Source organism: Mesorhizobium sp. YM1C-6-2 (assembly GCF_003666685.1).
Lineage (GTDB): Bacteria > Pseudomonadota > Alphaproteobacteria > Rhizobiales > Rhizobiaceae > Mesorhizobium_K.
In genome coordinates this window covers 544,598-567,919 of record NZ_RCIZ01000001.1, presented here as the reverse complement: position 1 = coordinate 567,919, position 23,322 = coordinate 544,598, and the positions used below count along the sequence as shown (strand labels likewise).

Genomic DNA, 23,322 nt, shown 5'->3' with positions numbered 1-23,322 from the left:
CGCGCAGCGAAGGCGGCTTCCTCCGACGAGCGGTCAACGCGAACCTCAGACGCTTACTGTAGAGTAGGTGCGCTGGGTGGTGGCCGGGAAACGAGCGACACCGTATAGCGGTATTTGCCTGAAGGCAGCTTCGGAATGGCTTCGACGAACTCGAAGGTCACTTGGCATGCCGGTCCCATGACAAGCTGTAGCGAACCGCGAATCTCCTCCAAGGCACCTTCCGGCGGCGGCGCCACGGTTACCATTTTGATCAGAATCGAGTCGTAGTCCTGCTGGACGATCTGGGTCTTCTTCAGCCAGCCGGAATTATGCACGACTCCAACGAAGTGTATGAAGAAGTTTCCAGGGATGGTTGAACCGTCCTCGCGCACAAAGGCGTCCGTTACGCGTCCGGTTATCGTTGCCAATCTTTCGACCGAGGGCGTCGGCGCGGTGATCATCGCGCCGACCACAGCGCGGTCGCCGATCCGGTAGCGAATAATAGGCATGGCATAGTTGGTCAGGCACGTGACCAACACGTCACCTTCTTCGCCTGGGGCGCAGGGCTCACCTGCTTCATCAACGACCTCAACGAAGTGGGTAAAGGTAAAAACCTCCATCCCTGCTCCGGCTGTCCGCTCACCAGCCAGGTCGCCGACCTCGCGCGAGCCGTAACGGTTAAGCACGGGACAGTTGAAGGCACGCGTGACTTCTTCGCGGATGAAGGGATAGAGCGTTCCGGCGCTCGAGACGACGCTTCTGACCGGGGGCAGCTCGATCTGCGCGGCATTGATGTAGCGCGCAAATTCATAGACGCTTTCGGCGTAAGCTTCGATGATGACTGGGCGCGCACGCCGAATGATTTTCACATATTTCTGCATGTGTTGTCTGCTTAGATCGAAGGAGTTGAGCAACCTCCGATTCCGGATGAAGTTGCTGAGCTTGTTGCGCCATCCCACCGTGCCAAACAGAATATCGCGGTCCGACCCCCAGAGCTTGACGAAAGGCTCACCCACGGCTCGACCAGCCCAGGAATAGTGCATCTCGGTCAAGGCCTGGCTCATGTCGTTGTAGTATCGATCCTGAAGTAACGTCACCGGCTCGCCACTGCTGCCGCCTGAACTGTTCTTGTGCCACGCTCGCGCGGCTAGATCATCGCTCTTCAGAAGCTCGAATTTCGTGCGCAACATCTCCCGCGTAAGCTCCGGCGCTTGCCGAAAACGTTCGAGATTCACGCGATCGCCGTGCACCACGCCGGCGGCGGCCAGCACATCGCGATAATGCGGTACGTTGTGTGCAGCGTGTCGCAAAAGTTGCGAAAGCCGCTTTTGCTGCGCTTCGCGCTGCCGTGAGATCGGCCAATTGTGGAATTCATGCAGGAATGAACAGTAACCGGGGATCGGATTGCGGGAAATCCGTGCGTCGTAGACCTTCAAGACCGGTGCACGCCAATTAAGCACGGGGCCTCCGATCTAGAATGCTCCAAAGCAGTTCACGATCTGATCGGCTCAAACTCAAGAAGTAAGCAATTATACTGTACAGTACAGATATTGTCACGGCCATTGCGCCAAGAGTTAGCCAGTCAGTTGGCTGCCAAAGCTTTGAAACGAGCATGCCGGCGGAGCCGATAGCCAGCGTTCCGAGCGCCCCGGCCGTCAGGGGCGCATAGAACGACCACCAGGGGAGACGTAACAAGCTCGCACAATAGCTGGACAAGAACAGACAGTTCTTGATCGTCCACACGATGGCTGCGGCGGCCGCGACCCCGGCTATTCCCCATCCGCTCCAGCCTGCAAGCGCTATCGCCAGGCCGATATTGACAAGGCCGAGGAGGAGCGTGAGCAGCCCCTGCACTTTGACCTGGTTGTATGCTGTCACCACGTAGAAGAGCGGCCTGATCGCCAAGTTTACAGCCAGATGACCAACGAGAAGGATCAGCAGCACGTTAAGGTGAGCAAACTCGGGGCCTAGCCACAGATATAGCAAGGGCCCGCCAAAACCGCACAGCAGGCCAACCGGCAGGGCTAGTGCAACCCCGAGGAGCTTGACGGAATGACTGGCGATCCGCCGCATTCCGTCGATGTCGCCTACGGCGTAACGCGCCATGATTGCGGGGCTCAACACCGTGGCGACGGCCTCCGTGAGCGTGTGTATCATGGCAGGAAACAGCAACACGGCGCCGTATTGCCCGGTCATCTCGGCGCCGAACATGGCATTCACGATCACGAGGTCCACCTGCATCAGCAGGAGTGCACCCGTCTGGTTGACTGCCGACCAACCGCCTAAATTCGAAAGCGCACGAAAGTGACGGCGGTCGATGTTGCGGTGGCTGAGATGGAGTTGCGGTGTCAAGCGCCTCCATACCACGACATCGCCTGCGAGCTCGATCATGGCGGAGATGAGGAAAGCCGCCGCGACCTGCCATAGGGTTGCCGGCCAGACCATGAAACAGATCGCTATGATGCCCGCCCGAGTCAGCAGCGCAAGCGAGCGCACTATATTCCGCAGGTCGAAGCGATGCTTGATCACGCTTGCAACGGCGAAATTGCTGCTCAGAATTGTCACGAGGAACGCAACGCAGACGCTCGCAAACAGAAATTGAGTCGCACGCTCCAACTCGACCGGAACATTGAACAGAGCCGGAAGGAAATAGGTCAAAATGCCGACCGGAACCAACAGGGCGCTGCAAGCAAATATTGAAAGCGCAAGGGCGGTATTGAAAGTGCGGTCGGCGCTGGTGTCGTCGCCTTGGTTGAGGTCTATCGCCAGAAAACGGGTAATCGAAACGTTCAGGCTGGTTCCAACCAATGCTCCGTACATGACGAGAGAGTTCGCCAGCGCAACCATCCCGTATGCTGCTACGCCGAGGTGGTTCACCAGAAACGGAATATACCACAGCATGAGAGCTGTACTCAGAACGATATAGCTCGCGTTGGACGCCACATTGCTGACAAATCGGGCTCTCGCTATGTCAGCCATCGGCGCTACGGTGATGCCGGCACTCGATGAGGCATTCCCCATCATGCTGCCCCCTCGGATCGCAGGCGGACACATCCACAATATGGCAACCCGGTTGGTGAGAGGCGCCAAGATCTCGATGGCCCTCTACTTGAGTTTGACGCCCAGAACCAACGCCCGCAAGCCATTTCAGGTCTCAAACCTTCAAGTGATGAATTTGTCGAAGCGCTGTTTGGCTTCGGCTTCAAGTACCGTCACCGAAGCTTCGCGATGCGAAATGCATCTGAGCGCGTTTAGTCCGTTTAGCAGCGATCTGTTTGGGAAAATGGGAAGAGGCCAAACGCTACGCTGAGCCAGTTCCTCTTGAAATCTGGAGACCAGGTTGTTCAGCCGCAAGTAACTGTGTCGTTGCCGGAGGCAGAACTCCTCCCAAAGCTTGCTCAGATGATCTGGATCGGACAGAGCCGTGTTGAGGTCTTCCAGATCCGAGATTTCAAGCTGAGATTCTCGCCCCGAGAGAATGCTAACACCCTCATCCGGCGAATACCGGTGGACACGCGGCTCAGTTGTGATCCGTTTGCTTTCTACGTCCAGAAGAAGCGACGCAACCATTCCCGTATTCCAGTCGGCCCCCTTGCCGGGCCAATGGAAAAGGAAATTTCCTATCCCATAGAATATCGGTTTGCTTTTGTAGTTCTCATACGCGCTTATCACATGCGTATGGTGATATATGACAGCGTCTGCACCAAAATCGGCGTAGAGGCGGGCTCTTTGGAGCCGTTGAGGAGAAGGCAGCGGAAAATACTCGTTACCTCCATGGACGATGGCGATGACGAAGTCTGAAACTGCCTTCTCCTCACGGATCCAGTAATAGAGCGACGCAATATCCTCTCTTACAACACCCGCGCGTCCCGCCGCCACGACACCAAATTCCTGCTCCGCGACATTGATAAACGAAACAGACGTCCCTTGCGTGGCACAGCGAAGACGGTGAGGTGCTCCCACCCTTTTCGTGCCTGCACCCAGATGCCTGATATCGTTTTCATCAAGGGCATCCAGCGTGTCCTCGAGTCCGGAGACGCCGAAATCCATCATGTGATTGTTTGCGAGCGTTGCTATTCCCAGTCCACTCCCAGCCAGAGCTGGGAGGAGCTCCTTGGTTCCCCTAAGCGCCGGGCCCACTTTCTTCTCGCTTCTCTCCCGAGAAGTTAGCGGAGACTCGAGATTGAAGACGTTCAGGTCTGCCTCGCCCAGAAACCTTTTCATCGAGCATGAAAAGAGCGCCGACGGGCCGGCCTGCCCTGCAATTTCGTTGATGGGATCCGTCAGCACGAGATCGCCGAGTACATTAATTCTAATCATCTCTGGCTAACCTATCTCTTCAGCTGTTGAGCCCCATGGACAATGCTTGGGTCTTCCCTGGCATGCCAGCAGCGGTGCTGGATCATTTGGCCGACGATAGCTCCGCAGCCCGCAGCGGAGCCTGATGCCTTGCAGGAGCCGGGGATGCCGCTGGAGTACATGGCGATCAGACGCGCCCCGAGGGGCATGCCTCGATCGGCAGGGTTTTCCGTTCCTGTTCGTGCCGCGGTCACTGAGGCCTTCTTTCCCCTCCTCTACGACAGCCACCTTCGCCGTCACAAAGACGACAGTCATGGTCCAAGTGAATGAAGGAGATAAGCGCCGGCACGATTATACAGTTACCGGAGGTGCTCTAGCGCGCCTAAGTGGCAGAAGAGTTGGAGGGATCGCAGCGGGATGCCAATGCCTTTTCGCTCGATATCGATGCCTGGCTACCGTGGCTCTCATTGCGCTGCGCAAACAGGATTCGAATGCATCGCGCTCGCCTTCCAGAGGCGACAGGAAGAACTTCCGTGAATCGCAGGTCGGACTTCAGGTCCATGGCTTGTGTCATGGGCGATATGAACCTAGTTCGGCCTCTGGGCCTCGCCGGCGTTTCCTGCGCGGTTGTCGCGCCGCTTGGCGACCCGACCACCTATTCGCGGTTCGTCCGGGTGGTCCTCCCCTGGGAGAGCTTCTCCAAGAATCTGGACGGGTTGGCGGATAGGTTACTGCGCTTCGGCGCAGCGCAGGAAGAACCCCCGGTCCTTTTCTTCGAAGAGGATTCCCATCTGCTGTTCGTGTCGCGGTACCGCGAACGACTGGGAGAGGCCTTTCGTTTCATCCTGCCCGAAGTGGCGTTGGTGGAAGACCTGGTCGACAAGACCCGTTTTCAACCCCTGGCCGAACGTCTGGGTCTTCCTATTCCGGCATCGCGAAGGATCCGTCCATGTCCAGGCTCAGCACCGGTTTCCATTGATCTGCGCTTTCCGGTCGTCATCAAGCCGCTCAGGCGGCGGTCACCTTGGGATCTGATCGCGGGCAATAGCAAGGCAATCGAACTCGCCACCGAAAAGGCGTTCCGAGAACTGTGGCCCCGTTTGGCCAGCAACGAAATGGATCTCCTCGTCCAGGAGATGATACCGGGGCCAGAAAGCTGCATCGAAAGTTATCATGTCTATGTTGATCATCAGGGGGAAATTGCCGGCGAGTTTACGGGGCGAAAAATACGCACTTATCCGCCGTCTTGTGGTCACAGCACCGCCCTGCAGACCACGGATGCGGAGGACGTGGCGGCACTCGGCCGCGCGCTGGTCCGGAAGCTGGATCTACACGGCGTCGCCAAGTTCGATTTCAAACGGGACCCCGATGGCGTCCTTCACCTCCTGGAGGTCAACCCGCGTTTCAATCTTTGGCATGTCCTGGGCGCTCGGGCAGGCGTCAACATACCGGCGATTGTCTACGCAGACCTGACCGGTCAATCCCGGCCGCCTTCAGCGAAAGCCCGTCCGGGCGTCCGGTGGTGCACTCTCCCCAGCGATTTGTTTGCTGCCCGTGCCATCGGGTTACCCATGTGGTCGTGGTTGCCCTGGGTGATCCGTTGCGAGGTGACCTCGCATATCAATTGGGATGATCCGGTACTGGTCCAGGCGGTATGGCATAGGGGCAGCTCTAACGTTCGCAAAAGCCTTTCTCGCCTTATGCAGTCCGTAAAACGGAGGGAAGCATGAGGTTGGCGATCATCTCTGATGTTCATTCCAATCTCGAGGCACTTCGGGCGACTCTCGACGACATCTCTACGCAAGAGGCAGACCGTATCCTATGCCTTGGCGATATCGTCGGCTACAATACTGACCCGGCGGAGTGCATAGCGCTGCTCCAGGAATGCGGAGCTGTATGCGTGGCAGGAAATCATGACAGGGCTGTCTGCGGACAGATCCCCACCGACGATTTCGGTTTTGTCGGTAGCCGCGCGATCCTCTGGACACGCCGGCAACTCGACCCGGGAGCCTTGTCATTTCTGGCCGGGCTGCCCCTCAAGACTAAGATTGGCAATGAGGTGATCGCGGTTCATGGCGCGCTGCATCCGGAGGAAGGTTGCGAAACCGTTCGTCTAGACAATGACGAACGTCGCCGGGAAAGCTTCGAGGCGCTCATGAACCACCCCTCGGGCATTCGGATTTGCGCCTTCGGGCACACACACCACCTTGGTGTCTTCGATTGGCAGGATTCCTCGCCGCGGCAACTTCTCGGCAATGAAATCGACCTCCGGGCGGAGGCCTACTACCATATCAACCCCGGATCGGTCGGAGAATCGCGGACCTCCGATCCACGTGCCACGTACCTGGTTCTCGATACCTCACGCCATGCCATCAAGGTGAGGCGTGTGGAATATGACTGGTCTGTCTCACTGGCGAAGAAGCGGCGGGCAGGTCTGCTACCCCCTTTATCGTCCCTTCCCGGGCCGCTCCGGACGGCGCTCAAACGGTATCTCGTTTCTCTCGGCCTCTATGACGCCGTAAAGCGAAGGTGGGAGCATCTCCAAAGAGGCCACTATCCGAACCGAGGATGATTGCCTTCCAGCTCTGGAGCAGGACTGACTGGCGGGATCATTCGTCTCTCGTCGATAGTGGCGGCGATGCTGTGAAACCTAAGGACGCCGCGCCGTCACAACGCGAGAACTTCCTGCTTCAGCAGGGTGCCGGACCGGACAAGCGTGGCCGGGGGGAGTGGGGCTCGTAAGCCTGCCGCGCTCTTGCGGTCACGTGATATACCCCTTCTCCTGCCGCACCCGGCCTTGCTCAAAACGGTGTCGCCACCATTTTATGGTCCGATCGAGACCCTCCCGGAGAGAGGTGACGGGGCGCCAGCCGGTTTCTCGCTGGAAGCGGGAGGAGTCGGCCAGGAGGGCTCGAACTTCGGAATTCACCGGTCGCAGGCGGCTTTCATCTCTGCGAACGGGCTTGTTGCACTTTGTCATATCGAGGACCAGGTCGATGATGTCGGCTACGGTCGCCGCCCGCTGGCTGCCGGCATTGTAGGGGCTGCCGAATTCGATTCCGGCTGCGCTTCCTGCCGCAACAAACGCGGCAGCGGTGTCTCCCACAAAGGTGAGGTCGCGGATAGGAGTCGTATCGCCCACGAATATCGCTGAGCAAGATGGGTCGAGCGCCTGCCGAATGATTGTCGGGATGATGGCCCGCTCGCTCTGACGTGGCCCAAACGTATTGAACGGTCGCAGGATGACAACGGAAAGCCCGAACGAACGGGCGAATGCTTCCGCCATTGCATCTGCCCCGATCTTCGACGCCGAGTAGGGAGATTGTCCCTGCAGAGGGTGCGATTCACTGATCGGCATGGTGATCGCAGTTCCATAGACTTCGCTGGTCGAGGTGACGACCACGCGCTCTGTCCCCGACTGTCGGGCGGCCTCAAGGATGTTGAGCGTGCCGAGGATATTAGTCTCCACATAAGACTGGGCCGCTGCATAGGAATGTGGAATTGCGATGAGGGCAGCGAGATGAAATATCAGTTGATGATCACGCACGATGCTATTGACGAAGGCGGCATCCCGCACGTCGCCCCGGATGAGATTGACCTTGCCTTTTACGGCTTCGGGCAGGTCATCGAGCCAGCCATGACTGTCGAAGGAGTTATAAAGAGCAAGGGCCGTGACCTCGCTCCCGTTCCGGACCAGGCTTTCGGTCAGGTGCGATCCAATGAACCCATCCGCTCCGGTTACGAGCACCCTAGTCTTGTCATACCGCATTCAACAATTCCCTCGAGGCGCTTTCCTGTTATGCCGTGCGGCTACCCCACCCGGACTGGTGGCGATCACTCTTTGCCAGATCGGCGCCAATCGGCGGTATCCAGCCCAGGACGGCCAACGCCCCCCGGATCATCCAGGCAATATCGGCAGCGACCGTGCGGCGTGAGAAATAGGCAAGATCGAGCCTGGCCTTGGCTGGAAACAGGATATCGCGATAAAACTGCGTTGGATCCTGATCCCGCGGGTAGAACTGACGTTCGTTGCGGAAGGCTACCTGGCTCGGACCGATCAGCCCTGGCTTGTACTGCAGGATTTCCTCGAAGCCACCGCAAAAGCAGCTGGCGAAGTCCAGACTCTCCGGGCGCGGCCCAACGATCGACATCTCGCCGCGCAGCACATTCCACAACTGCGGCAGTTCGTCGATTTTGGTCGCAGTGAGGAACCGTCCAATTCTCGTGAGGCGACTGTCGCCGTCCAACGTGAGCGGGCAGCCGTCCGAACCGCAATCTGGCCGGAACTTGCGGAACTTGTACATCCGGAATGGCCGTCCTTTGGCGCCGACCCGTGTCTGGGCGAAGAGGATCGGCGGGCCGTCTTCCAGCAGGAGCGCCACCGCCACCAGAGCCATTAGCGGGGCCAGGAGCACAATGGCAGCGCCGGCGACGAGGATATCGAACGTCCGCTGCGCGTGCAGGCCGGCAGCACCTAGCGCCTGCGGTCTCTGCGACATGACTGGCTGTATTGTCATGCTGCGACTCCTCTATTGGCCTCCTCGCGAACCACTTCGGCAAGACGCGCGGCGATCGCTTCCACCATGGACGTACTGATCCGAGGATGTAGCGGGAGCGTCAGCTCGCGTTCCGCGAAGATTTCCGTTCGGGGCAGGTGAAGGTTGGGATAGAGCTGCCGGTAGAGCGACAAGAGGTGAACCGGGGGATAATGGATGGTGGTCTGGACACCTGCAGCGCGAAGGTAATCGATCGCGTTCTGTCGGTTCACAAAGGCCGGCAGGAGAACCGGCATGATGTGATACGTAGACAGATGGTATCCAGAAAACGGGACTTGGACCGAGGGGCAGTCCTGCGCAATCAGGCGGCGATAGCTTGAGGTCAATGCCAGCCTGATGCCGTTCCAGCTCTGGAGTTGCTTCAGTTGCACCAGGCCGATTGCTGCGCGCAATTCGTCCATACGATAGTTGAAGCCCAGCATTGTGACGTCGTATTGCGGGGTTCGGCTATCCAGCCTCTGATGGGTGGTGGTGGTCATCCCATGGGCGCGCGCTCGCCGAATCGTCTCGCGCACGGTACGGTCCCGCGCCAGAACGGCACCGCCCTCGGCCGTCGTCATGTTCTTGTTGCCATAGAAGCTGAATGCGGCTGCATCGCCAAACGTGCCGGCTTCCTTCAGGCCAGGTGCATGCGCCGCGTCTTCGATAAGCAGCAACCCTCTTCGTCGCGCGAATGCGCGCCACGCCTCACGGTCCGGCAGATATCCGGCGAAATGAACCAGGATGACGGCTTTCGTGCGCGAGGTGCACCGCGCCTCCGCCTCGGTCAAGGACATGAGTGGCACATCCATCGACTCGATGTCGACGAAGACGGGCGTAGCCCCCACATAGCAAACGGCGTTGGCGGTAGCGACGAAGGTGAGGCTCGGCACGAGCACTTCGTCTCCTCGCCCCAAGCCAAGCGCCTGCAGGATCAGGTGCAGTGCCGCCGTACAGGAGCTGACAGCGACGGCGTCCTCGGCTCCATGCATCGTGGCAAACGCCTCCTCGAAGGCGCGCACGCGATCTCCCATCGTTAGCCATCCGCTGTCGATGACCTCAGCAAGTACGGCCTTCTCTTCGGATCCCACAATGGGTGCGGAAACCAGCAGCATAGGAACTTCTTTCGGCTCGTGAGACGACGGGAGGGTGTTCCCGCAAATCCAACTGGCGCGCCTGTGCGTCAGGCTGCGGCCACAGCCTCTATTGAGGCCGACTGTTCATCCCAAGCGATCTCCTGAGCTCTCTGGAAGTCCTCTACACGTCCGATATCCAGCCAAAGGCCTTGGTGTCGGAAGACATGCACTTCCTTGTCGCTCTCAAGCATCTGTAGGATTAAATCATCGAAGCCGAACGGAACGCCTGTCGGAATAAACTGGAAAACGGCCGGATTCATGCAATAGAGGCCCATACTGACAAGGTGCGACAGCGTCGGTTTTTCGCGGAACCGCTTCACGGACCCATCCTGCTCGTCGATCACGCCGAAATCCATCTTGAGTGAACGAACAGTGGTAGCGATCGTCAGAGGACCGCCGTGCCGATGGTGAAAGCTGACGAACTGGTTCAAGCTCAAGTCAGTCAGCACGTCACCGTTCAACACCAGAAATGGTTCGGTGAGATCGTCCCGGATAAGGGAAAGCGGGCCGATGGTTCCCAGTGGCTCCGTTTCCTGCGTGTACCGGATCTTCATGTTCCACTGGGTGCCGTCGCCGCAGACACTGCGTATGAGATGCCCGAGATAGCCAGTGGTGACGTAGACATCCTGCACGCCGTTCCGCCTGAGCCATTTTAAGAGAAGTTCCAGGACCGGTCTCGACCCAATCGGCATAAGTGGCTTGGGCAGGATGGACGTAAAAGGGAGTAATCTCGTACCCTTTCCGCCGCATTGGATCACAGCCTTCATCTCGTTCTCCCTGTTCCCTCGAGCCTTGCCGCTTGACGCAAAGATGAAGCCCCCACTTTGAAAGCACGGGACAATCTTATTCGTGCGGCTTCGGTTTCGACGACTTTCGCCCTCTGGACCCCTTGTTCCCGACCATGAAGTCCGAAGCATATGGAAATGGAAGGAGTGATGTCTTCGTCTGTTCGAACGATGCATGTTTTCCAGCTCGCCCCGATTGAGTGAAACTCAGAAGAAGCAGGGCACTATGTCTAGGCCCGGACGCCATGGCGCATCTCGTGGGCGATCCGATCAGAGTCCCGGCTCCTTTGGTAGACGGGCCGGTACGTCTGCTGAGGTCGGCACCCAGAGATTGAATAGCGCGCGGCACGATGTGAATACGCCAGCGGCGGCACCATAAGAGAGAAGCAACAAGCACGAATATACTTAAGGGCTAGGCGAGCACCCTCACCTTTAGGTAGCTCCTAAGAGCTAGCTTATCCCCCAAACAAGAGACAATTTCCGTAAATCGATCTGCTATTACTATAAAGATGGTGGATCGGGAGTGGGGAAATGGAAGTTTCCAGTCATAGTCTTGGCAGTTGGACCCCAAGACCACGTCTGTCGTTCAGTCAGCGTGATATGGATACAGCCGCAGCAAACCAGCGATTGAACGGCACAGCGGGAGCCATCCCGCATGCGGTTCAAAGGATACTGAAGCGTATCGGTTGCGGCTACGTCACTCTGGACCGAAATAAAAAAGTGATAGACTGGGATGCTGGCGCGCGCGCGGTTCTAAGCAACGCAACCGTGATTGCCGACACTCCGGATCAGATTTCTGCGGGCCTTCGGCGACTGATTGGCGGCTGGGAGAACATTGTACCCGGCTCCATCTCGTGGGTGTTCATGCCCTACCGTGAAGGTCGGCCCGTGGTGTTCAACGAGCGAGCGGAGATCGTTTCACAAGGGGTGAGTATTATCGCGCTGCTCGATCGGACCGTCCGACCGGAGCCCAATCCGCAGACGCTGCAGGAAATCTTTGGTTTGACAAGCGCAGAGACCCGCCTGGCGATCGAGATCGCGCGAGGCGGCGCTCCTTTGGACATTGCTCGAATCCTCCGCCTCAGCCGGACGACAATCCGCTCCCAACTGGCTTCGATCTTCGCAAAAACGGAGACAAAACGTCAGGCGGAACTCGTCGCATTGCTGGACCGCATCGCCGTCTTGCCGTGAACACGGAGACACGCCGGACGTTGCTGTTGCGTCATTTTTGAGCGCCGATTGTTCGGCCTGCGGGTAGTCGGCGGACGGTCGTGGATGGGTCAGATGAAACTGGAGAGGGAGGTTTATGACCGCGTAAATTGGTCACTCCTCGATTCGTTCAGCGACCGGACTTTTTCTCAGCGAAAGGCGTGGATCGATTTCGTTTGCGAAACTCAAGACGGGGAACCGGTTGTCGCCCGAATTGACAATGCCGGGCTGACCGTCGGTTTTTTTGTAGGCGTCATCGTTCGGTGGATGGGCCTCCGGATATTGGGAAGCCCATTCCCAGGCTGGACGACCCCGTATATGGGATTCAATCTGCGGTGCGACGCGTCCAGAACCGATGCGGTAGACGCGCTAATTTCCTTCGCTTTTTCTGAACTCGGCTGCCACCATTTGGAGATTTCGGATCCCTATCTGGTTGGCGAGCACGTCAGGGACGTCAGAGTCAAAGCGCAACTCGTCCGTACCTTTCGATCAAATCTTCTGATGACAGAGGACGAGCTTTTCGCCCGTATGGACGGAGGAGCATGCAGGAGCTGCATCAGGAAAGCGGCCAGGTCCGGAGTCGTCATCGAGGAGGCTGCGCCTGATGGATTTGCGGCAGAGTATTTCGGCCAGTTGGAAGACGTTTTCGCCAAGCAGAATATCCGACCGACATATGACATGAATCGCGTTGAGGCTCTTATTAGGCACGTATACCCGACCGGAGACTTGCTTCTATTGCGCGCACGCGATCCAAATGGGCAGAGCATCGCCACGGGCATATTTGCTGGGTTTAACGATATTTCCTATTTCTGGGGAAACGCCAGCCTTCGCGAACACCAGATCCTGCGGCCGAATGAGCCCTTGCTTTGGTATGCGATGAAGTACTGGAAGCGTCGTGGCATGCATTGGCACTACTGGGGCGGCGATGGCGCTTACAAGAAAAAATATGGCGGCGACCCGATAACCTACCCGCAATTTAGAATTTCGTCGGGAATTGTTGTGTCGATGCTTCGAGATGTTGGCCAAAAATTGTACTATGCACCGCGTGATTGGAACAGCCGGATCTCGAGGTTGAGATCGGGTTGACCCTTCGATCGCTTTGTATCGCGGTGCCTATGGGGACGAGTGAATATTAGTGGACGATGACTTCGAGGGCGTGAGGAGGCCTCTATGGAGAAGATATCCTGGCCAGAGGGAAAGACCTTCGCGTTCACCGTGTTCGACGACACTGACCGTGCAACGCCCGGGAACTTTGAGAGGGTCTATGACTGCCTGCGCGATAATGGCATGCGCACGACGAAGTCTGTGTGGCCAATTCGCGGATCCCCAAATCACAAGGTAGGCGGAGCTACCTGTGAGGACCCGGAGTATTTGGCATATATCCGTGAACTTCGCGGCGATGGATTTGAGATAGGTTTTCACGGCGCAACCTATCACAGCTCAGAGCGAGCCACTATCGCGCGTGGTCTTGAATATTTCCGCGATTTGTTCGGCAGCTACCCTAGAACCATGGCAAATCATGCAAGCTTGGCGGAGAATATTTATTGGGGAGATGCCCGGCTGAGCGGAAACAGGAGACGTGCATATAAGCTCCTCAATTTTAGAGGGCTCTGTTTCCACGGACACCGCGAAGAAAGCCCTTATTTTTGGGGAGATCTCTGCCGTGATCATATAGATTACGTACGGAATTTCATTACAGGAGACTTAAATACTCTGAAATCTTATCCTTGCATGCCATACTATGATCCAGAGCGTCCCTTTGTGAAACAATGGTTTTCTTCATCCGAGGGGCCAGATCTTCATTCATTTACTCGAACTATTTCAGAAGAAAACCAGGACCGCCTGGAGGCCGAGGGCGGAGCCTGCATCATGTATACGCATTTCGCAGCTGGTTTCCAGGATACGAATGGAGACCTCAATCGGCGGTTCAAGGACCTTGTAAAACGACTTGCCTCGAAGAATGGCTGGTTCGTGCCGGTCGCGACGTTCCTCGACTATGTTCGGCAACAGAGAGGTGAGCAGGTCATAGACGCTACGGAGCGCGCCAGGATGGAGCGCCAGTGGATCAAGCACAAGATCCGGACTGGCGGAGTATCGTAACAGGCCACCTCAACCAGTTCTTCACTGGGTTAGGTGCGATCTCGCGGAGGCTCAGCATGACCGAGTGGCGGGAATTGGAATTGCACTATGCAAAGATATTGAAGAGCAGCGTTCCGAGGGACAGAAGGAGACTCTTCGAGGAAGCATACACTGCCGTTTCTGCCGCTCGGATGGCCACAATGCCCGATGAGCCCGAGTGCCGCGCGGCAGGAACATCAGACGCATTGGTGAAATCGCTGTTGCGATTCTGCCAGCCTCAGGATGATGTTCTGGAGATTGGTTGCGGGCGAGGCTACACCTGTGCCGGGCTAGCTTCGCATGTTAACTCCATAACTGGAATTGACGTCTCCGCCCCGGTTCTCGATGAAGCCCGAGCCCTCTTGGAAAACAGAGGGATAACGAACGCGAAAATAGCCAAGGGCTTCGCGGACGAGCTAACGAGCAATTTCCCCGAGCAGTCGTTCGACAAGATAGTCAGCATAGACGTCTATGAGCACCTCCATCCCGACGATGTTCGTAGACATCTTGAACAGGTTCGTGCGGTCTTGAGGCCTGGCGGGGAGGCAATCATCGTAACCCCAAACCGGCATACCGGCCCGCACGACATGACTCGAGACCTCTTCCCGGACGCTAGGGAGCCCTTAGGATTTCATCTCAATGAGACGACGTACGATGACCTTTCGTCGAAATTGAAGGGCGTGGGATTCTCCAGGATACGGGCGGTGTTACCCTTAAGTTTTTACAGCCCGGTGAAGAATAATCTCGTGTTTCCCGCGGTCCTGAGCGCTTGGGCAGAGTCGTGGCACAAGCTTGCTTCTGGGATTCCGATCGTCGACAAAATTGAAAGAGTCCTCATCGACAGGGTCTATGTCGTCGCGAGAAGAGCCTAGGCTGGTCTGCAGACTAGGAATTATGCTCGAGGTCGGACCGTCGCGTGGCGACCTTTAGTCTGGCTGTGACAGATCGTCCCTTCCTTCAATCGATGCGGCCGGCTTGATCGGGCCATCCGCGGACGGAGAGCCGGGCGCCTCGGTTTCTTGTTGCTCCGGTCTAACCCAAGGGAAAATGGTCCCGCCTACCTGCAGGATGCCTTGGCGCCGCAAGGAATCCGGACAAACCCGCGATCGATGTTCGGCACGGACTTGCCGATTTTTGGAGACTGTCGGCTGCGGCCTCGGCCGCGGCTCTGGGCGAACTCTCAGCCGCCCGCGATCTGTCCTATCCGAATTTTCCTGTGAATTTTTTCGAGGCTCTGACAAAGTCTCGTCGCATTACGAGGGCAGTTAACCCTGGTACCTCGAAGAATCAGATCGATAACCAATCGTTTTTGAGGAATAAAGACCAAACTTCTAGTTGAAATCAACTAGATCTAACTCGTTATGAGGGAAAAATAGAATGGCGATTTATTACGTGTCTCCGACTGGATCGAATAACAATTCTGGTCAGTTAGAGAGTCCGTTCGCTTCGCTTCAGTATGCGCATGATATCGCAAAACCCGGCGATACAATTTATATGCGTGGAGGCGTCTACAAGCTCGCGTCTGGCGTGCAACTAACGAAAGATGGCACGAGCGGCAACCCGATCACGGTGACAAACTACAAGAACGAGGTTCCTATTCTAGACGGATCCTCGATGAAGGGCGGCTATGTCGTCGACATGTCGAGTGTATCGTGGAACCACATCAAGGGCCTCGAGATCAAGAACGGCCCTGAGGGTGGCCTCATGATCGAGGGCAGCTCGCATTACAACAAGATCGAGCAGTTGGACGTTCACCACAATGGATGGAATTCGCAGTGGGAGGGCAAGGGCATCGTGTTGTACGGCGCCAGTTCGAACAACCTGCTGCTGAACAACGACTCTCATCACAACCAGGATCTGAATCGCGACAACGCGGACGGTTTCCAGATCGCCACCACCGGCGCGGGCAATGTCCTGCGCGGCAATCGCGCCTGGGCTAACTCGGACGATGGCTTTGATCTCTTCAACATCATGAACAACACGAAGGGCGCGCCCGTCGTCCTGGATGGCAACTGGGCCTTCGGCAATGGCTACGCCACCAACGGCGGTGCAGGCGGTGATGGGATGGGCTTCAAGCTGGGCGGCGGTCGTGCCGGGACGAGCACCACCTCGGGCGGCCACACCGTGACCAACAATGTCGCCTGGGGGAATCGTTCGATTGGTTTCGACGAGAATTCCGCGTCGAATCCGCTAACGCTCGAGAACAACACCGCCTACAACAACGGCCTGTACAACTATGGATTTTGGGAAGGGAACCACACCTTCCGCAACAATCTTTCGGCCGGAACCGGAAAAGTCGCGGCGTCCGGATCGAGCGAAGGCAATTCCTGGACGATGCCCGTAAAGGTGGATGCCAGCGATTTCCTGTCGTTGAATGACAGCACGGCGCGGGGGGATCGTGCGGCCGATGGCTCACTCCCGACCACCCAGTTCCTTCATCTCGCGAATGGAAGCGACCTTATGGACAAAGGGTCCGATCGTGGAGGCTCATATGTAGGTTCCGCTCCGGATCTGGGCGCTTTCGAGGCGGGCAAGTCGTCTGGGGGGAGTGGCTCGATCGAGCTGCCAACCAATCCGTCCCAGCCCGACACTGGCACTGGTTCTGGCACTGGTTCCGGCACTGGCTCCGGCTCAGGAAACGTGTCTGTGCCTGTACCGGGTCCTGTCGGCCAACCCGACTACAGCGCGTACAAGAAGAGCATCGACGGCAACGGTCGCGCAGACACAATCGTCGGAACCTCGGGTAACGACTTGATCGACGGCAAAGGCGGCAGGGACAATCTGTCTGGCGGGGCCGGCAACGATATCCTTGAGGGCGGCAACGGTGCTGACCATTTGAGAGGTGGAGCAGGCAATGACTTCCTTGAAGGCGGGGCGGGCGCCGACGTCTTCGTTTTCAGTGAAGCCAACTGGGGCACGGATGTCATACTGGACTGGGGAAATGGCGCCGATCGACTCGACCTCCGCCAATCCGGTCTGAAATTTGACGATCTGGAATTCGTCAAGGCCGACGTCGATGGCGACGGCTACAAAGACGACGTGTTCACGATCACCGACCATGGCAACATCGGTTTGCTCGATACCGATGTTGCGGCGATTAACGCCTCCTACTTCTTGGTCTGACGGATCGGCCAGCGCGGACTCCGTCCGCGCTGGCCTTCATTGCCGTGACGCCACCGGGTTCGCCAAACTGTCGCAAGGCGACACTGCCGGCGTTGTTCGCGGCCCTAGTCAGCTGCGAAAGTTCCTTGGTTCTCGTGCCGGTCGATGGCGTTTTAGGAACCGGGGGCACTTGGGGTTGCGGACAACAGTCCAATGTAATGAGGTCGCAAGAGTGGAATGCCAGCCAGGAGCGGATAGGTCGTGGCTGCCGTCGCCCCTAGGCCATCTGCCAGTTGAGGAAGCAGGGAAATCGACTTGAGCTGTATGGCCATCCCCGGAAACAGGCAGTTGATCCGTCTTCTTGTCATTGCCCTGACCGAAGAGTTCCTCGGGTTGGGATAGCGTAGATCATACCACAAGATGGCTCCTGATTTCTTGAGCACCCTGAGCATTTCGGCTGCAACGTTTTCTGCCATTCTGCTGTCGATCAGAGATGAGAAAATGGTGAAAGCGACAATTATGTCGAAAGAGTCACTTGGGAAGTTCAGCTGCTCAGCATTCGATTGCATGAAGTTGAAAGTCGGATAGCGTTTGCGTGCACTCTCGATATGAGCAGCCAAGAGATCTACCCCAAAAAGATTTTCGGGCTGCACTCCACGCTCGTTAAACCAGCCGAGCTGATTGCCGTAGCCGCATCCAACGTCCAGAACCCGGCATTCGTGGAGAGGACGGGCGAGCCGAGCACCTAACAAAGTTTCGATTGCCTTACTCCGTTCCTTGGCCATCTGCTGACGGCCGGGGTTGTCGACATCCCACCGCCTGTCCCGCAGAGCTTCGGTGTAGATTTCTCGAAGCCTGTTGATTTCATCGCCGCTCACTGAAGCCCTCCCTGGTGGCCGCCTGCCACCAAAGTGATCGTTCCTGTACCAGCCGGATCAACGCATCGGCGTACCGTCCGGGGCCGAGTGGCCGGTTCGATCCGCGCAGGTCGGAACTGGACCGCGCCACATAGACGGGAGACCGACGCGCGAATCCAATCTGGAACGTCTCGGTTTCACCGCGAGCGGCATCAAGCTCGATCGTCATCCCATCGCCAGGAGCAGCGCCGCGGCCAATGCGTTCCAAACTCGGCGCAGGCCATACGGCTGGTTCTGTCGACACAGCACTGGAAGCCAGCAAGAAATAGAAGACGCCCGGCGCAAGCCCGAAGACCATCACAGGGCGGAGCCAATCAGACTTTCGGCGGGGTCTGCTGGAACGAGCAGTCGAATCTGAAAGGCGAGTCACAAGGGAGCGGGACCGCGAAGCGAGTCCGCAAAGTGAGCCGCATCCATAGCTCAGGTGGACCGTCACCAGTACCATGGGAAAGAGGAGCAGATGCATGCCGGGCGCTGTGCAAGCGGCCAGCAAGGTGGCGGACAACAAAGCAGTCCCATAAAGCAACAGCATCCCTGCTGAGGCGAGCAGCGCGGGAGGCCAGAATAGGGATGCCGCCAACGGAATTGACAAGCTTGCTACCAAGGCGAGCGGAGCGAGATGACGAAGCCGCAATGCACGCCAATTCTCGGCCAAGGCGAGCGCGCCGCCGAGTCCATTGCAAAAATATTGCTTGCAGAGCGCAGGCAAGGACTGGCGAGGCTGATAGAAGGCCCGGATTTCCGGCGAAAGATAGAGGCCATAGCCAAGCCGCCGGATTCTCTGGTTGAAGTCGTTATCCTCGGCGCGCCACAGATCTTCGCGTAGTGGGCCGACTCGATCGACGATATACTTCCAGTAGCAGCCGTTCCAGATCGTATCGGTCCATCCTGAGGCTCCTTCTCTTCGGAACTTGGCAACTCCGATGCCGAAAGGGCTTCTGTGCGCCGCAACGATTGCGCGACCAACGATCGATCGTGCAGGCAATGGACGCGCGATCGCTCCTACCCCCCCTGCGCCGGTCGCGTGCAGTGCCGCGACGCTTTGCCGGACGACGTCCGGTTGGTAGCGGGCGTGGGCGTCAAGACGCAGGACGATGTTGGTCCGGATGTGGGGAAGCGCCAAATTGATGGCTGCGGCGGGGCTGCGACGCGGATTGTCGAGGACGCGCACACGCGGGTCGACCGTCTGCATCTTTTGCAGCACCTTGAGCGTTCCATCGGTTGACCCGGCATCAACGAACCAGATTTCGGCAATCGAGGGGTAATCCTGGTTGAAAACATCTGCAGCGAGTGCCTCGATATGCGCGATCTCGTCGCAGATCGGGATGACTATGCCAACGGTCGGCTGCTCGGGGACTGGTGGTTCCGGGTAATCGGCGAGCGCAGACCGATATTCAGGCGGTCTTGAAGACTTCGGCATGAAGCACTCCAATCATCCGTTCGCGATTTGCTTCCAAGGTATTGTCGACCATCAGCTTGCGCCCATTGCTGCGCAAACGTTCCCGTAATTCCGGACGGCGCACCACTTGCTCAATCGCACCTGCAAGCGCTGCGACGTCGCCTGGCGGAACAAGCATGGCCGTTTCTTCGTCGGTCAGGAAAAGCGGGATGCCGCCCACGGCAGTCGCGATCGTCGGTAGGCCAATGCATAACGACTCATTGATGACCTGCGGAAAGCCCTCCGTGAAGGATGGGAGCACGAGCGCTCCAGCTTGTCGGTAAAGTTCGAACAAAGCCGGCCCGTAAGACACGAAACCGTGGAATGTGACGGTATCGCTGAGTCCAAGAGTCATTGACCGAGCCTTGAGCTCCGGCTCAAGCGGGCCTGTTCCAACGACCTCGAGGTGGCATCGCACGCCGCGCTGCTTAAGGTGTGCGAGTGCTTCGAGAAGAACCTGATGTCCCTTTTCGGGAGCGAGACGGCCGACGCAGATCAACCTTGTTGGATCGGACCCGGAGCACATTTCTGCAAAGGTCCTGAGCTGTGCGTCCCTCATCAGACAGGGCATATGTTCGTGCACCCGGTTGCTGAAGCGGCGGTATTCCCGGGTGAGGTCTCCGCCGACGGTGAAAACCGTCCGGTCACGCGCAAGCCGTTTGAAATGCCAATCAAGTGCTCTTGCGGCCGCCATGGCAGCAAGGCGTTTCAAACCCCGATGCGCGCCCATCTGCTGGACCAGGTTCTGGCGCACCACCAGGCCAACTGGCACGCCGAGGGCGATACACTCCTTCGCGATCATCTGCCCGATTGGATGCGGACCGCCAATCAGGATCGCATCCCAGCTTCGTGCTTGCTCGGAAATTCGGCGGCGGATTTCGAGGAATGTGCGGGGGCTGAGGCGCCAGAGTTGATACAGATTCGGATAGTATGGAAGAGGGCATAGCGTGATCGCCGGATGGTCAAGCACATAGGGCCCGCGCCCAGCTTGCCTTGCCTCACGCCCGATGAAGACGATCTCGTCGACGGACTCGATGAAACTGGCCGGAAAAAGGATGTAAGGCTCATCCGTCGAAAGAGTGTCGCCCTCGCGTCGGAAAACCTGGTCGACGAAGATTGCGAGTCGCATGCCCAATCCACTCCTTTGTATCGGCGTCGCTTGCCGCCGCGCATAACGTCCAGAGTTGGCTGGTGACCGATTTCGGCTGGAACTTCTGCTCGACCCAGGCGCGCGCAAGGGCACCGATCTTGCGCCGTAAGCCAGCGTTTTTCGCAAGACGAAGGACATGGCGCGACAACTCTTCCGGATCGGATTCGGCTATGACCCCGGTCACGCCGTTCTGGATAATGTCGCCGACGCCGTTCACTCGCGTTGCGACACAGGGCACACTCGCTGCCATGGCTTCCAACACAACGTTGGGCATGCCCTCGTGATCGGAAGACAGCAGGAAAATGTCGGCCGCGCAGATGAGTTCTCGAGCATCTGGCACACTGCCGAGAAAGCGCACCCTGTCGTCGAGCCCCAGGCGCGCCACCTGGCGCTTCAACTCGTCAAGGCAGCCGAGATCTTTTCCGGCGATCGCGGCCTGCACCCTGCTGTGCCGACCAACCCTCGCGATCGTGTCGATGAAGCGGTCGAAGCGCTTCTGAGGCGCCAGCCGACCCACTCCAAGCACCAACACCGCGTCATCGCGCAGATCAAGCCGTCGACGCCACTCGGTGCGCCACCGAGCCATCCGATCAGGCGGGAAAATCTCGACCGCGTTGGGCACATAGACAACGCGTCTTTTCGCGCCGAGGCGGTGCGTAAGTTGCTCCTGGGTCTCGCGCGAATTGCAGACCGCGACAGAGATGCCGGCCAAGCTCATCCACGACCATAATCCGCGCAGTCCTGTCGGCAGGTCAGCAAACAATGCGTTACGGAACGATCCGATGCTTCGGACACCGAGCCCGGCCAAGGCGAGCGCGAAGACGTTGGTGTAGGACGACCACGAGAAGAGGCATCGCGTTTTCCGGGCGATGCATGCTGCACGCAATTGCCGCATCTTATCCAGAGGCCGGCCCTTCAGCAGCACGACAGGAATGCCGAGCTCTCGGATTGGAATTTCCCAGAACCCGAGTTCGCCAGACACGTAGACGGTAGGGACCCATCGGGCGAAATCACAATGCGCGAGAAAATGATAGAGTTGCCTCTCGGTTCCGCCTTGCCCGAGTTGGCCGACGACCACGGCGACGGCCTCCGGCTGCGTCGCCCGCGTCGGACCGTGTTGCATCAGTCAAACTCCCTCTCGGACGTGAGTTCCAGCTCTGTTGTCGACCCTTGGCTCGAAACTGGCCGTTGCGTAGGCTGCCGGCTTCGCGACATTCCTTTATCTCTCCCCGATCGTCGCCACACTCCCTGGCATCTGAGTGGAACGGAGCAAGACTTCGACGACATCGCCCGGGAGTAGCTCGGTCTGCTCATCAGCCGGACTGCGGCGCCAGTCCTGACCGAGTTTGCGCATGATCGTGATTTCGGGTTGCGCAGCCGTTCCGAGCATCTGAGGGGATGAATTGATCCCGCCGGACCGAAGCTTCTCGCTGGCGGCCTTCAATCGCAATTCCGCTTCAGCCAATCTCCCACTCGTCTCTCGAATGTTTCCAAGAAGTTCGATCCGACGCAAATTTATCGTCCCGTCGAGACTCCGCGCCAAGCCCTGCCGTCCCCTTTGGAGCTCCATCATGTTGACAGTGGTCTGAAGCTGGCGCGTGGAGGACAGCAGCACCGCGCGGCGTGCCTCCGTTACGCGCGCACTGGACGTGTTGCCGGCCTTGAAATACGCGGTGAGATCTTCAAGCTCTTTCGCATCAGCCTGTGCTCCGCTTTCTTCCTTCTTTTCCTGTTGAGCAAGGATTGCGATCTGCTCATCCGCTTGTTTCATCGCTGCACGAATAGAGCCAATCTCTTGGCCGTGGTTCTCCAGTGCGATTTTCAGCGATTCCCGTTCGGACTGAATGAGGTTCGCGAGAGTAGCAGCCGGAACCGGCAAGTCTGCCGGGATTTCCTTTTCGAATGTGTCCGCGTCGCTCAATTCGGCCTGCAGACGCAGCAGGTGCACGGTTTCTCTCGCATATTCCAACGCTTGAAGATTGTAGGCTTCGCGCAAGTCCATCGTTCGGTCGGGACTGAATCCCGCGGGACTCGCCCGGACCGTGCTGTAGCCCCCGGAGAGGGCCACAGCCTGACGGACCGACATCAGGGGACGGAACGCGTATTGGCCTGGCGTGAGGACGTCGCCATCGACGTAGATCGGCCGGTATTCGACAACGGTTGCGGCGATATCGGTTGGGAGAACCAGGACCGTATATTCGCGCCCCTCGGGCGTCCACTGCCGGAAGAGTCGTGTCGGCAAGACGGCAGCGATCCGATTCCGCATTTCTGACGCCGTCAGACCTGCGATTTCGATGACCCCAAGGGTCGGCAGAGATATCGTTCCATCGAGCTGGACGGCGACACGGTTACGCCACTCCGGCAACCCGGCGATGGTGACCTCCACCACATCTCCTGGCGCGAGCTTGTATTCCGTTGCGGCTGCATTGCACACAAGCGCGAACACAAGTGGAAGCCAGCCAACGGTTAGCGCGCGGCGCCATTCGCCTGACCTTGTGATCTTCATGGCATCACCGACGCTTTTTTTGCTCGTGAGTCCGTCGATCCGCTTCGAACATGGCGAACAGTAGCAACAGGGTTTCCAGTGTCTTCATTCGATTGCAGGAGAGGAAGGCCGGTAGGACGGAGCCCAAATATCTCGGAGCCCGCCTCGG

Annotated in this window: 19 protein-coding genes; 7 read left to right on the top strand and 12 right to left on the bottom strand. The window is 58.0% G+C overall.

Going from position 1 to position 23,322, the window contains the following annotated elements; translation table 11 throughout:
• Positions 1 to 53 precede the first annotated feature (53 nt).
• The 3 genes from D8676_RS02795 to D8676_RS02785 form a co-directional block, all read right to left on the bottom strand.
• Positions 54 to 1,415, bottom strand: coding sequence for a phenylacetate--CoA ligase family protein (locus D8676_RS02795; RefSeq protein ID WP_147448141.1), 1,362 nt, complete (start codon positions 1,413 to 1,415; stop codon positions 54 to 56).
• 16 nt (positions 1,416 to 1,431) lie between these two features.
• Positions 1,432 to 3,003 (bottom strand): hypothetical protein, encoded by a 1,572-nt coding sequence (locus tag D8676_RS02790; RefSeq protein WP_121579290.1) that lies wholly within the window; start codon positions 3,001 to 3,003, stop codon positions 1,432 to 1,434.
• A gap of 138 nt (positions 3,004 to 3,141) precedes the next feature.
• Entirely contained in the window at positions 3,142 to 4,299 is a 1,158-nt protein-coding gene (locus D8676_RS02785) for a CapA family protein (protein ID WP_121579289.1), read from the bottom strand.
• 551 nt (positions 4,300 to 4,850) lie between these two features.
• Between D8676_RS02785 and D8676_RS02780 the strand changes: the two genes are divergently transcribed.
• Positions 4,851 to 6,008, top strand: coding sequence for an ATP-grasp domain-containing protein (locus D8676_RS02780; RefSeq protein WP_147448140.1), 1,158 nt, complete (start codon positions 4,851 to 4,853; stop codon positions 6,006 to 6,008).
• A complete protein-coding gene (locus D8676_RS02775) occupies positions 6,005 to 6,850 on the top strand; it encodes a metallophosphoesterase family protein (RefSeq protein WP_121579287.1) in 846 nt (281 codons plus the stop codon). Before D8676_RS02780 ends, D8676_RS02775 begins: the two co-directional genes overlap by 4 nt.
• Before the next feature lie 189 nt (positions 6,851 to 7,039).
• On the opposite strand, the gene D8676_RS02770 is transcribed toward D8676_RS02775, so the two are convergent.
• The 4 genes from D8676_RS02770 to D8676_RS02755 all read right to left on the bottom strand — a co-directional run bounded on the left by D8676_RS02770 (position 7,040) and on the right by D8676_RS02755 (position 10,716).
• Entirely contained in the window at positions 7,040 to 8,047 is a 1,008-nt protein-coding gene (locus D8676_RS02770; protein WP_121579286.1) for an SDR family NAD(P)-dependent oxidoreductase, read from the bottom strand.
• A 28-nt stretch (positions 8,048 to 8,075) separates the two neighbouring features.
• Positions 8,076 to 8,795, bottom strand: a complete 720-nt coding sequence (locus D8676_RS02765) for a sugar transferase (protein WP_121579285.1) — start codon at positions 8,793 to 8,795, stop codon at positions 8,076 to 8,078.
• Positions 8,792 to 9,928 carry a DegT/DnrJ/EryC1/StrS aminotransferase family protein gene (locus tag D8676_RS02760; protein ID WP_121579284.1) on the bottom strand — a complete coding sequence of 379 codons (1,137 nt, stop codon included), beginning with the start codon at positions 9,926 to 9,928 and terminating at the stop codon, positions 8,792 to 8,794. The genes D8676_RS02765 and D8676_RS02760 overlap by 4 nt, the downstream gene beginning before the upstream one ends.
• 68 nt (positions 9,929 to 9,996) lie before the next feature.
• A complete protein-coding gene (locus tag D8676_RS02755; RefSeq protein WP_121579283.1) occupies positions 9,997 to 10,716 on the bottom strand; it encodes a sugar phosphate nucleotidyltransferase in 720 nt (239 codons plus the stop codon).
• A 549-nt stretch (positions 10,717 to 11,265) separates the two neighbouring features.
• Here D8676_RS02755 and D8676_RS02750 point away from each other — a divergent pair.
• From D8676_RS02750 to D8676_RS27195, 5 genes are all read left to right on the top strand, one after another.
• A complete protein-coding gene (locus D8676_RS02750; protein ID WP_245426528.1) occupies positions 11,266 to 11,925 on the top strand; it encodes a helix-turn-helix transcriptional regulator in 660 nt (219 codons plus the stop codon).
• A 93-nt stretch (positions 11,926 to 12,018) separates the two neighbouring features.
• Positions 12,019 to 13,029, top strand: coding sequence for a GNAT family N-acetyltransferase (locus D8676_RS02745; RefSeq protein WP_183096946.1), 1,011 nt, complete (start codon positions 12,019 to 12,021; stop codon positions 13,027 to 13,029).
• An 84-nt stretch (positions 13,030 to 13,113) separates the two neighbouring features.
• Entirely contained in the window at positions 13,114 to 14,043 is a 930-nt protein-coding gene (locus tag D8676_RS26980) for a hypothetical protein (RefSeq protein ID WP_147448139.1), read from the top strand.
• 56 nt (positions 14,044 to 14,099) lie between these two features.
• A complete protein-coding gene (locus D8676_RS02735; protein ID WP_121579280.1) occupies positions 14,100 to 14,933 on the top strand; it encodes a class I SAM-dependent methyltransferase in 834 nt (277 codons plus the stop codon).
• 505 nt (positions 14,934 to 15,438) lie between these two features.
• Entirely contained in the window at positions 15,439 to 17,184 is a 1,746-nt protein-coding gene (locus D8676_RS27195) for a right-handed parallel beta-helix repeat-containing protein (RefSeq protein WP_183096945.1), read from the top strand.
• A 152-nt stretch (positions 17,185 to 17,336) separates the two neighbouring features.
• Here D8676_RS27195 and D8676_RS02720 read toward each other — a convergent pair whose 3' ends face one another.
• The 5 genes from D8676_RS02720 to D8676_RS02700 all read right to left on the bottom strand — a co-directional run bounded on the left by D8676_RS02720 (position 17,337) and on the right by D8676_RS02700 (position 23,174).
• Positions 17,337 to 18,041, bottom strand: a complete 705-nt coding sequence (locus tag D8676_RS02720) for a class I SAM-dependent methyltransferase (RefSeq protein WP_121579277.1) — start codon at positions 18,039 to 18,041, stop codon at positions 17,337 to 17,339.
• Positions 18,028 to 19,500, bottom strand: coding sequence for a glycosyltransferase family 2 protein (locus D8676_RS02715; protein ID WP_121579276.1), 1,473 nt, complete (start codon positions 19,498 to 19,500; stop codon positions 18,028 to 18,030). Before D8676_RS02715 ends, D8676_RS02720 begins: the two co-directional genes overlap by 14 nt.
• Positions 19,475 to 20,647 carry a glycosyltransferase gene (locus D8676_RS02710; RefSeq protein ID WP_183096944.1) on the bottom strand — a complete coding sequence of 391 codons (1,173 nt, stop codon included), beginning with the start codon at positions 20,645 to 20,647 and terminating at the stop codon, positions 19,475 to 19,477. Before D8676_RS02710 ends, D8676_RS02715 begins: the two co-directional genes overlap by 26 nt.
• Entirely contained in the window at positions 20,583 to 21,791 is a 1,209-nt protein-coding gene (locus D8676_RS02705; RefSeq protein ID WP_121579274.1) for a glycosyltransferase, read from the bottom strand. Before D8676_RS02705 ends, D8676_RS02710 begins: the two co-directional genes overlap by 65 nt.
• A 96-nt stretch (positions 21,792 to 21,887) precedes the next feature.
• Positions 21,888 to 23,174, bottom strand: coding sequence for a polysaccharide biosynthesis/export family protein (locus tag D8676_RS02700; RefSeq protein WP_121579273.1), 1,287 nt, complete (start codon positions 23,172 to 23,174; stop codon positions 21,888 to 21,890).
• Positions 23,175 to 23,322 lie beyond the last annotated feature (148 nt).

Coding starts and splice junctions, on each gene's coding strand:
- D8676_RS02755 (WP_121579283.1), bottom strand. CDS start 10,716: ATGAAGGCTGTGATCCAATGCGGCGGAAAGGGTACGAGATTACTCCCT.
- D8676_RS02710 (WP_183096944.1), bottom strand. CDS start 20,647: ATGCGACTCGCAATCTTCGTCGACCAGGTTTTCCGACGCGAGGGCGAC.
- D8676_RS02775 (WP_121579287.1), top strand. CDS start 6,005: ATGAGGTTGGCGATCATCTCTGATGTTCATTCCAATCTCGAGGCACTT.
- D8676_RS02735 (WP_121579280.1), top strand. CDS start 14,100: ATGACCGAGTGGCGGGAATTGGAATTGCACTATGCAAAGATATTGAAG.
- D8676_RS02770 (WP_121579286.1), bottom strand. CDS start 8,047: ATGCGGTATGACAAGACTAGGGTGCTCGTAACCGGAGCGGATGGGTTC.
- D8676_RS27195 (WP_183096945.1), top strand. CDS start 15,439: ATGGCGATTTATTACGTGTCTCCGACTGGATCGAATAACAATTCTGGT.
- D8676_RS26980 (WP_147448139.1), top strand. CDS start 13,114: ATGGAGAAGATATCCTGGCCAGAGGGAAAGACCTTCGCGTTCACCGTG.
- D8676_RS02790 (WP_121579290.1), bottom strand. CDS start 3,003: ATGATGGGGAATGCCTCATCGAGTGCCGGCATCACCGTAGCGCCGATG.
- D8676_RS02785 (WP_121579289.1), bottom strand. CDS start 4,299: ATGATTAGAATTAATGTACTCGGCGATCTCGTGCTGACGGATCCCATC.
- D8676_RS02760 (WP_121579284.1), bottom strand. CDS start 9,928: ATGCTGCTGGTTTCCGCACCCATTGTGGGATCCGAAGAGAAGGCCGTA.
- D8676_RS02780 (WP_147448140.1), top strand. CDS start 4,851: ATGGGCGATATGAACCTAGTTCGGCCTCTGGGCCTCGCCGGCGTTTCC.
- D8676_RS02715 (WP_121579276.1), bottom strand. CDS start 19,500: ATGCCGAAGTCTTCAAGACCGCCTGAATATCGGTCTGCGCTCGCCGAT.
- D8676_RS02750 (WP_245426528.1), top strand. CDS start 11,266: ATGGAAGTTTCCAGTCATAGTCTTGGCAGTTGGACCCCAAGACCACGT.
- D8676_RS02700 (WP_121579273.1), bottom strand. CDS start 23,174: ATGAAGATCACAAGGTCAGGCGAATGGCGCCGCGCGCTAACCGTTGGC.
- D8676_RS02765 (WP_121579285.1), bottom strand. CDS start 8,795: ATGACAATACAGCCAGTCATGTCGCAGAGACCGCAGGCGCTAGGTGCT.
- D8676_RS02745 (WP_183096946.1), top strand. CDS start 12,019: ATGAAACTGGAGAGGGAGGTTTATGACCGCGTAAATTGGTCACTCCTC.
- D8676_RS02705 (WP_121579274.1), bottom strand. CDS start 21,791: ATGCAACACGGTCCGACGCGGGCGACGCAGCCGGAGGCCGTCGCCGTG.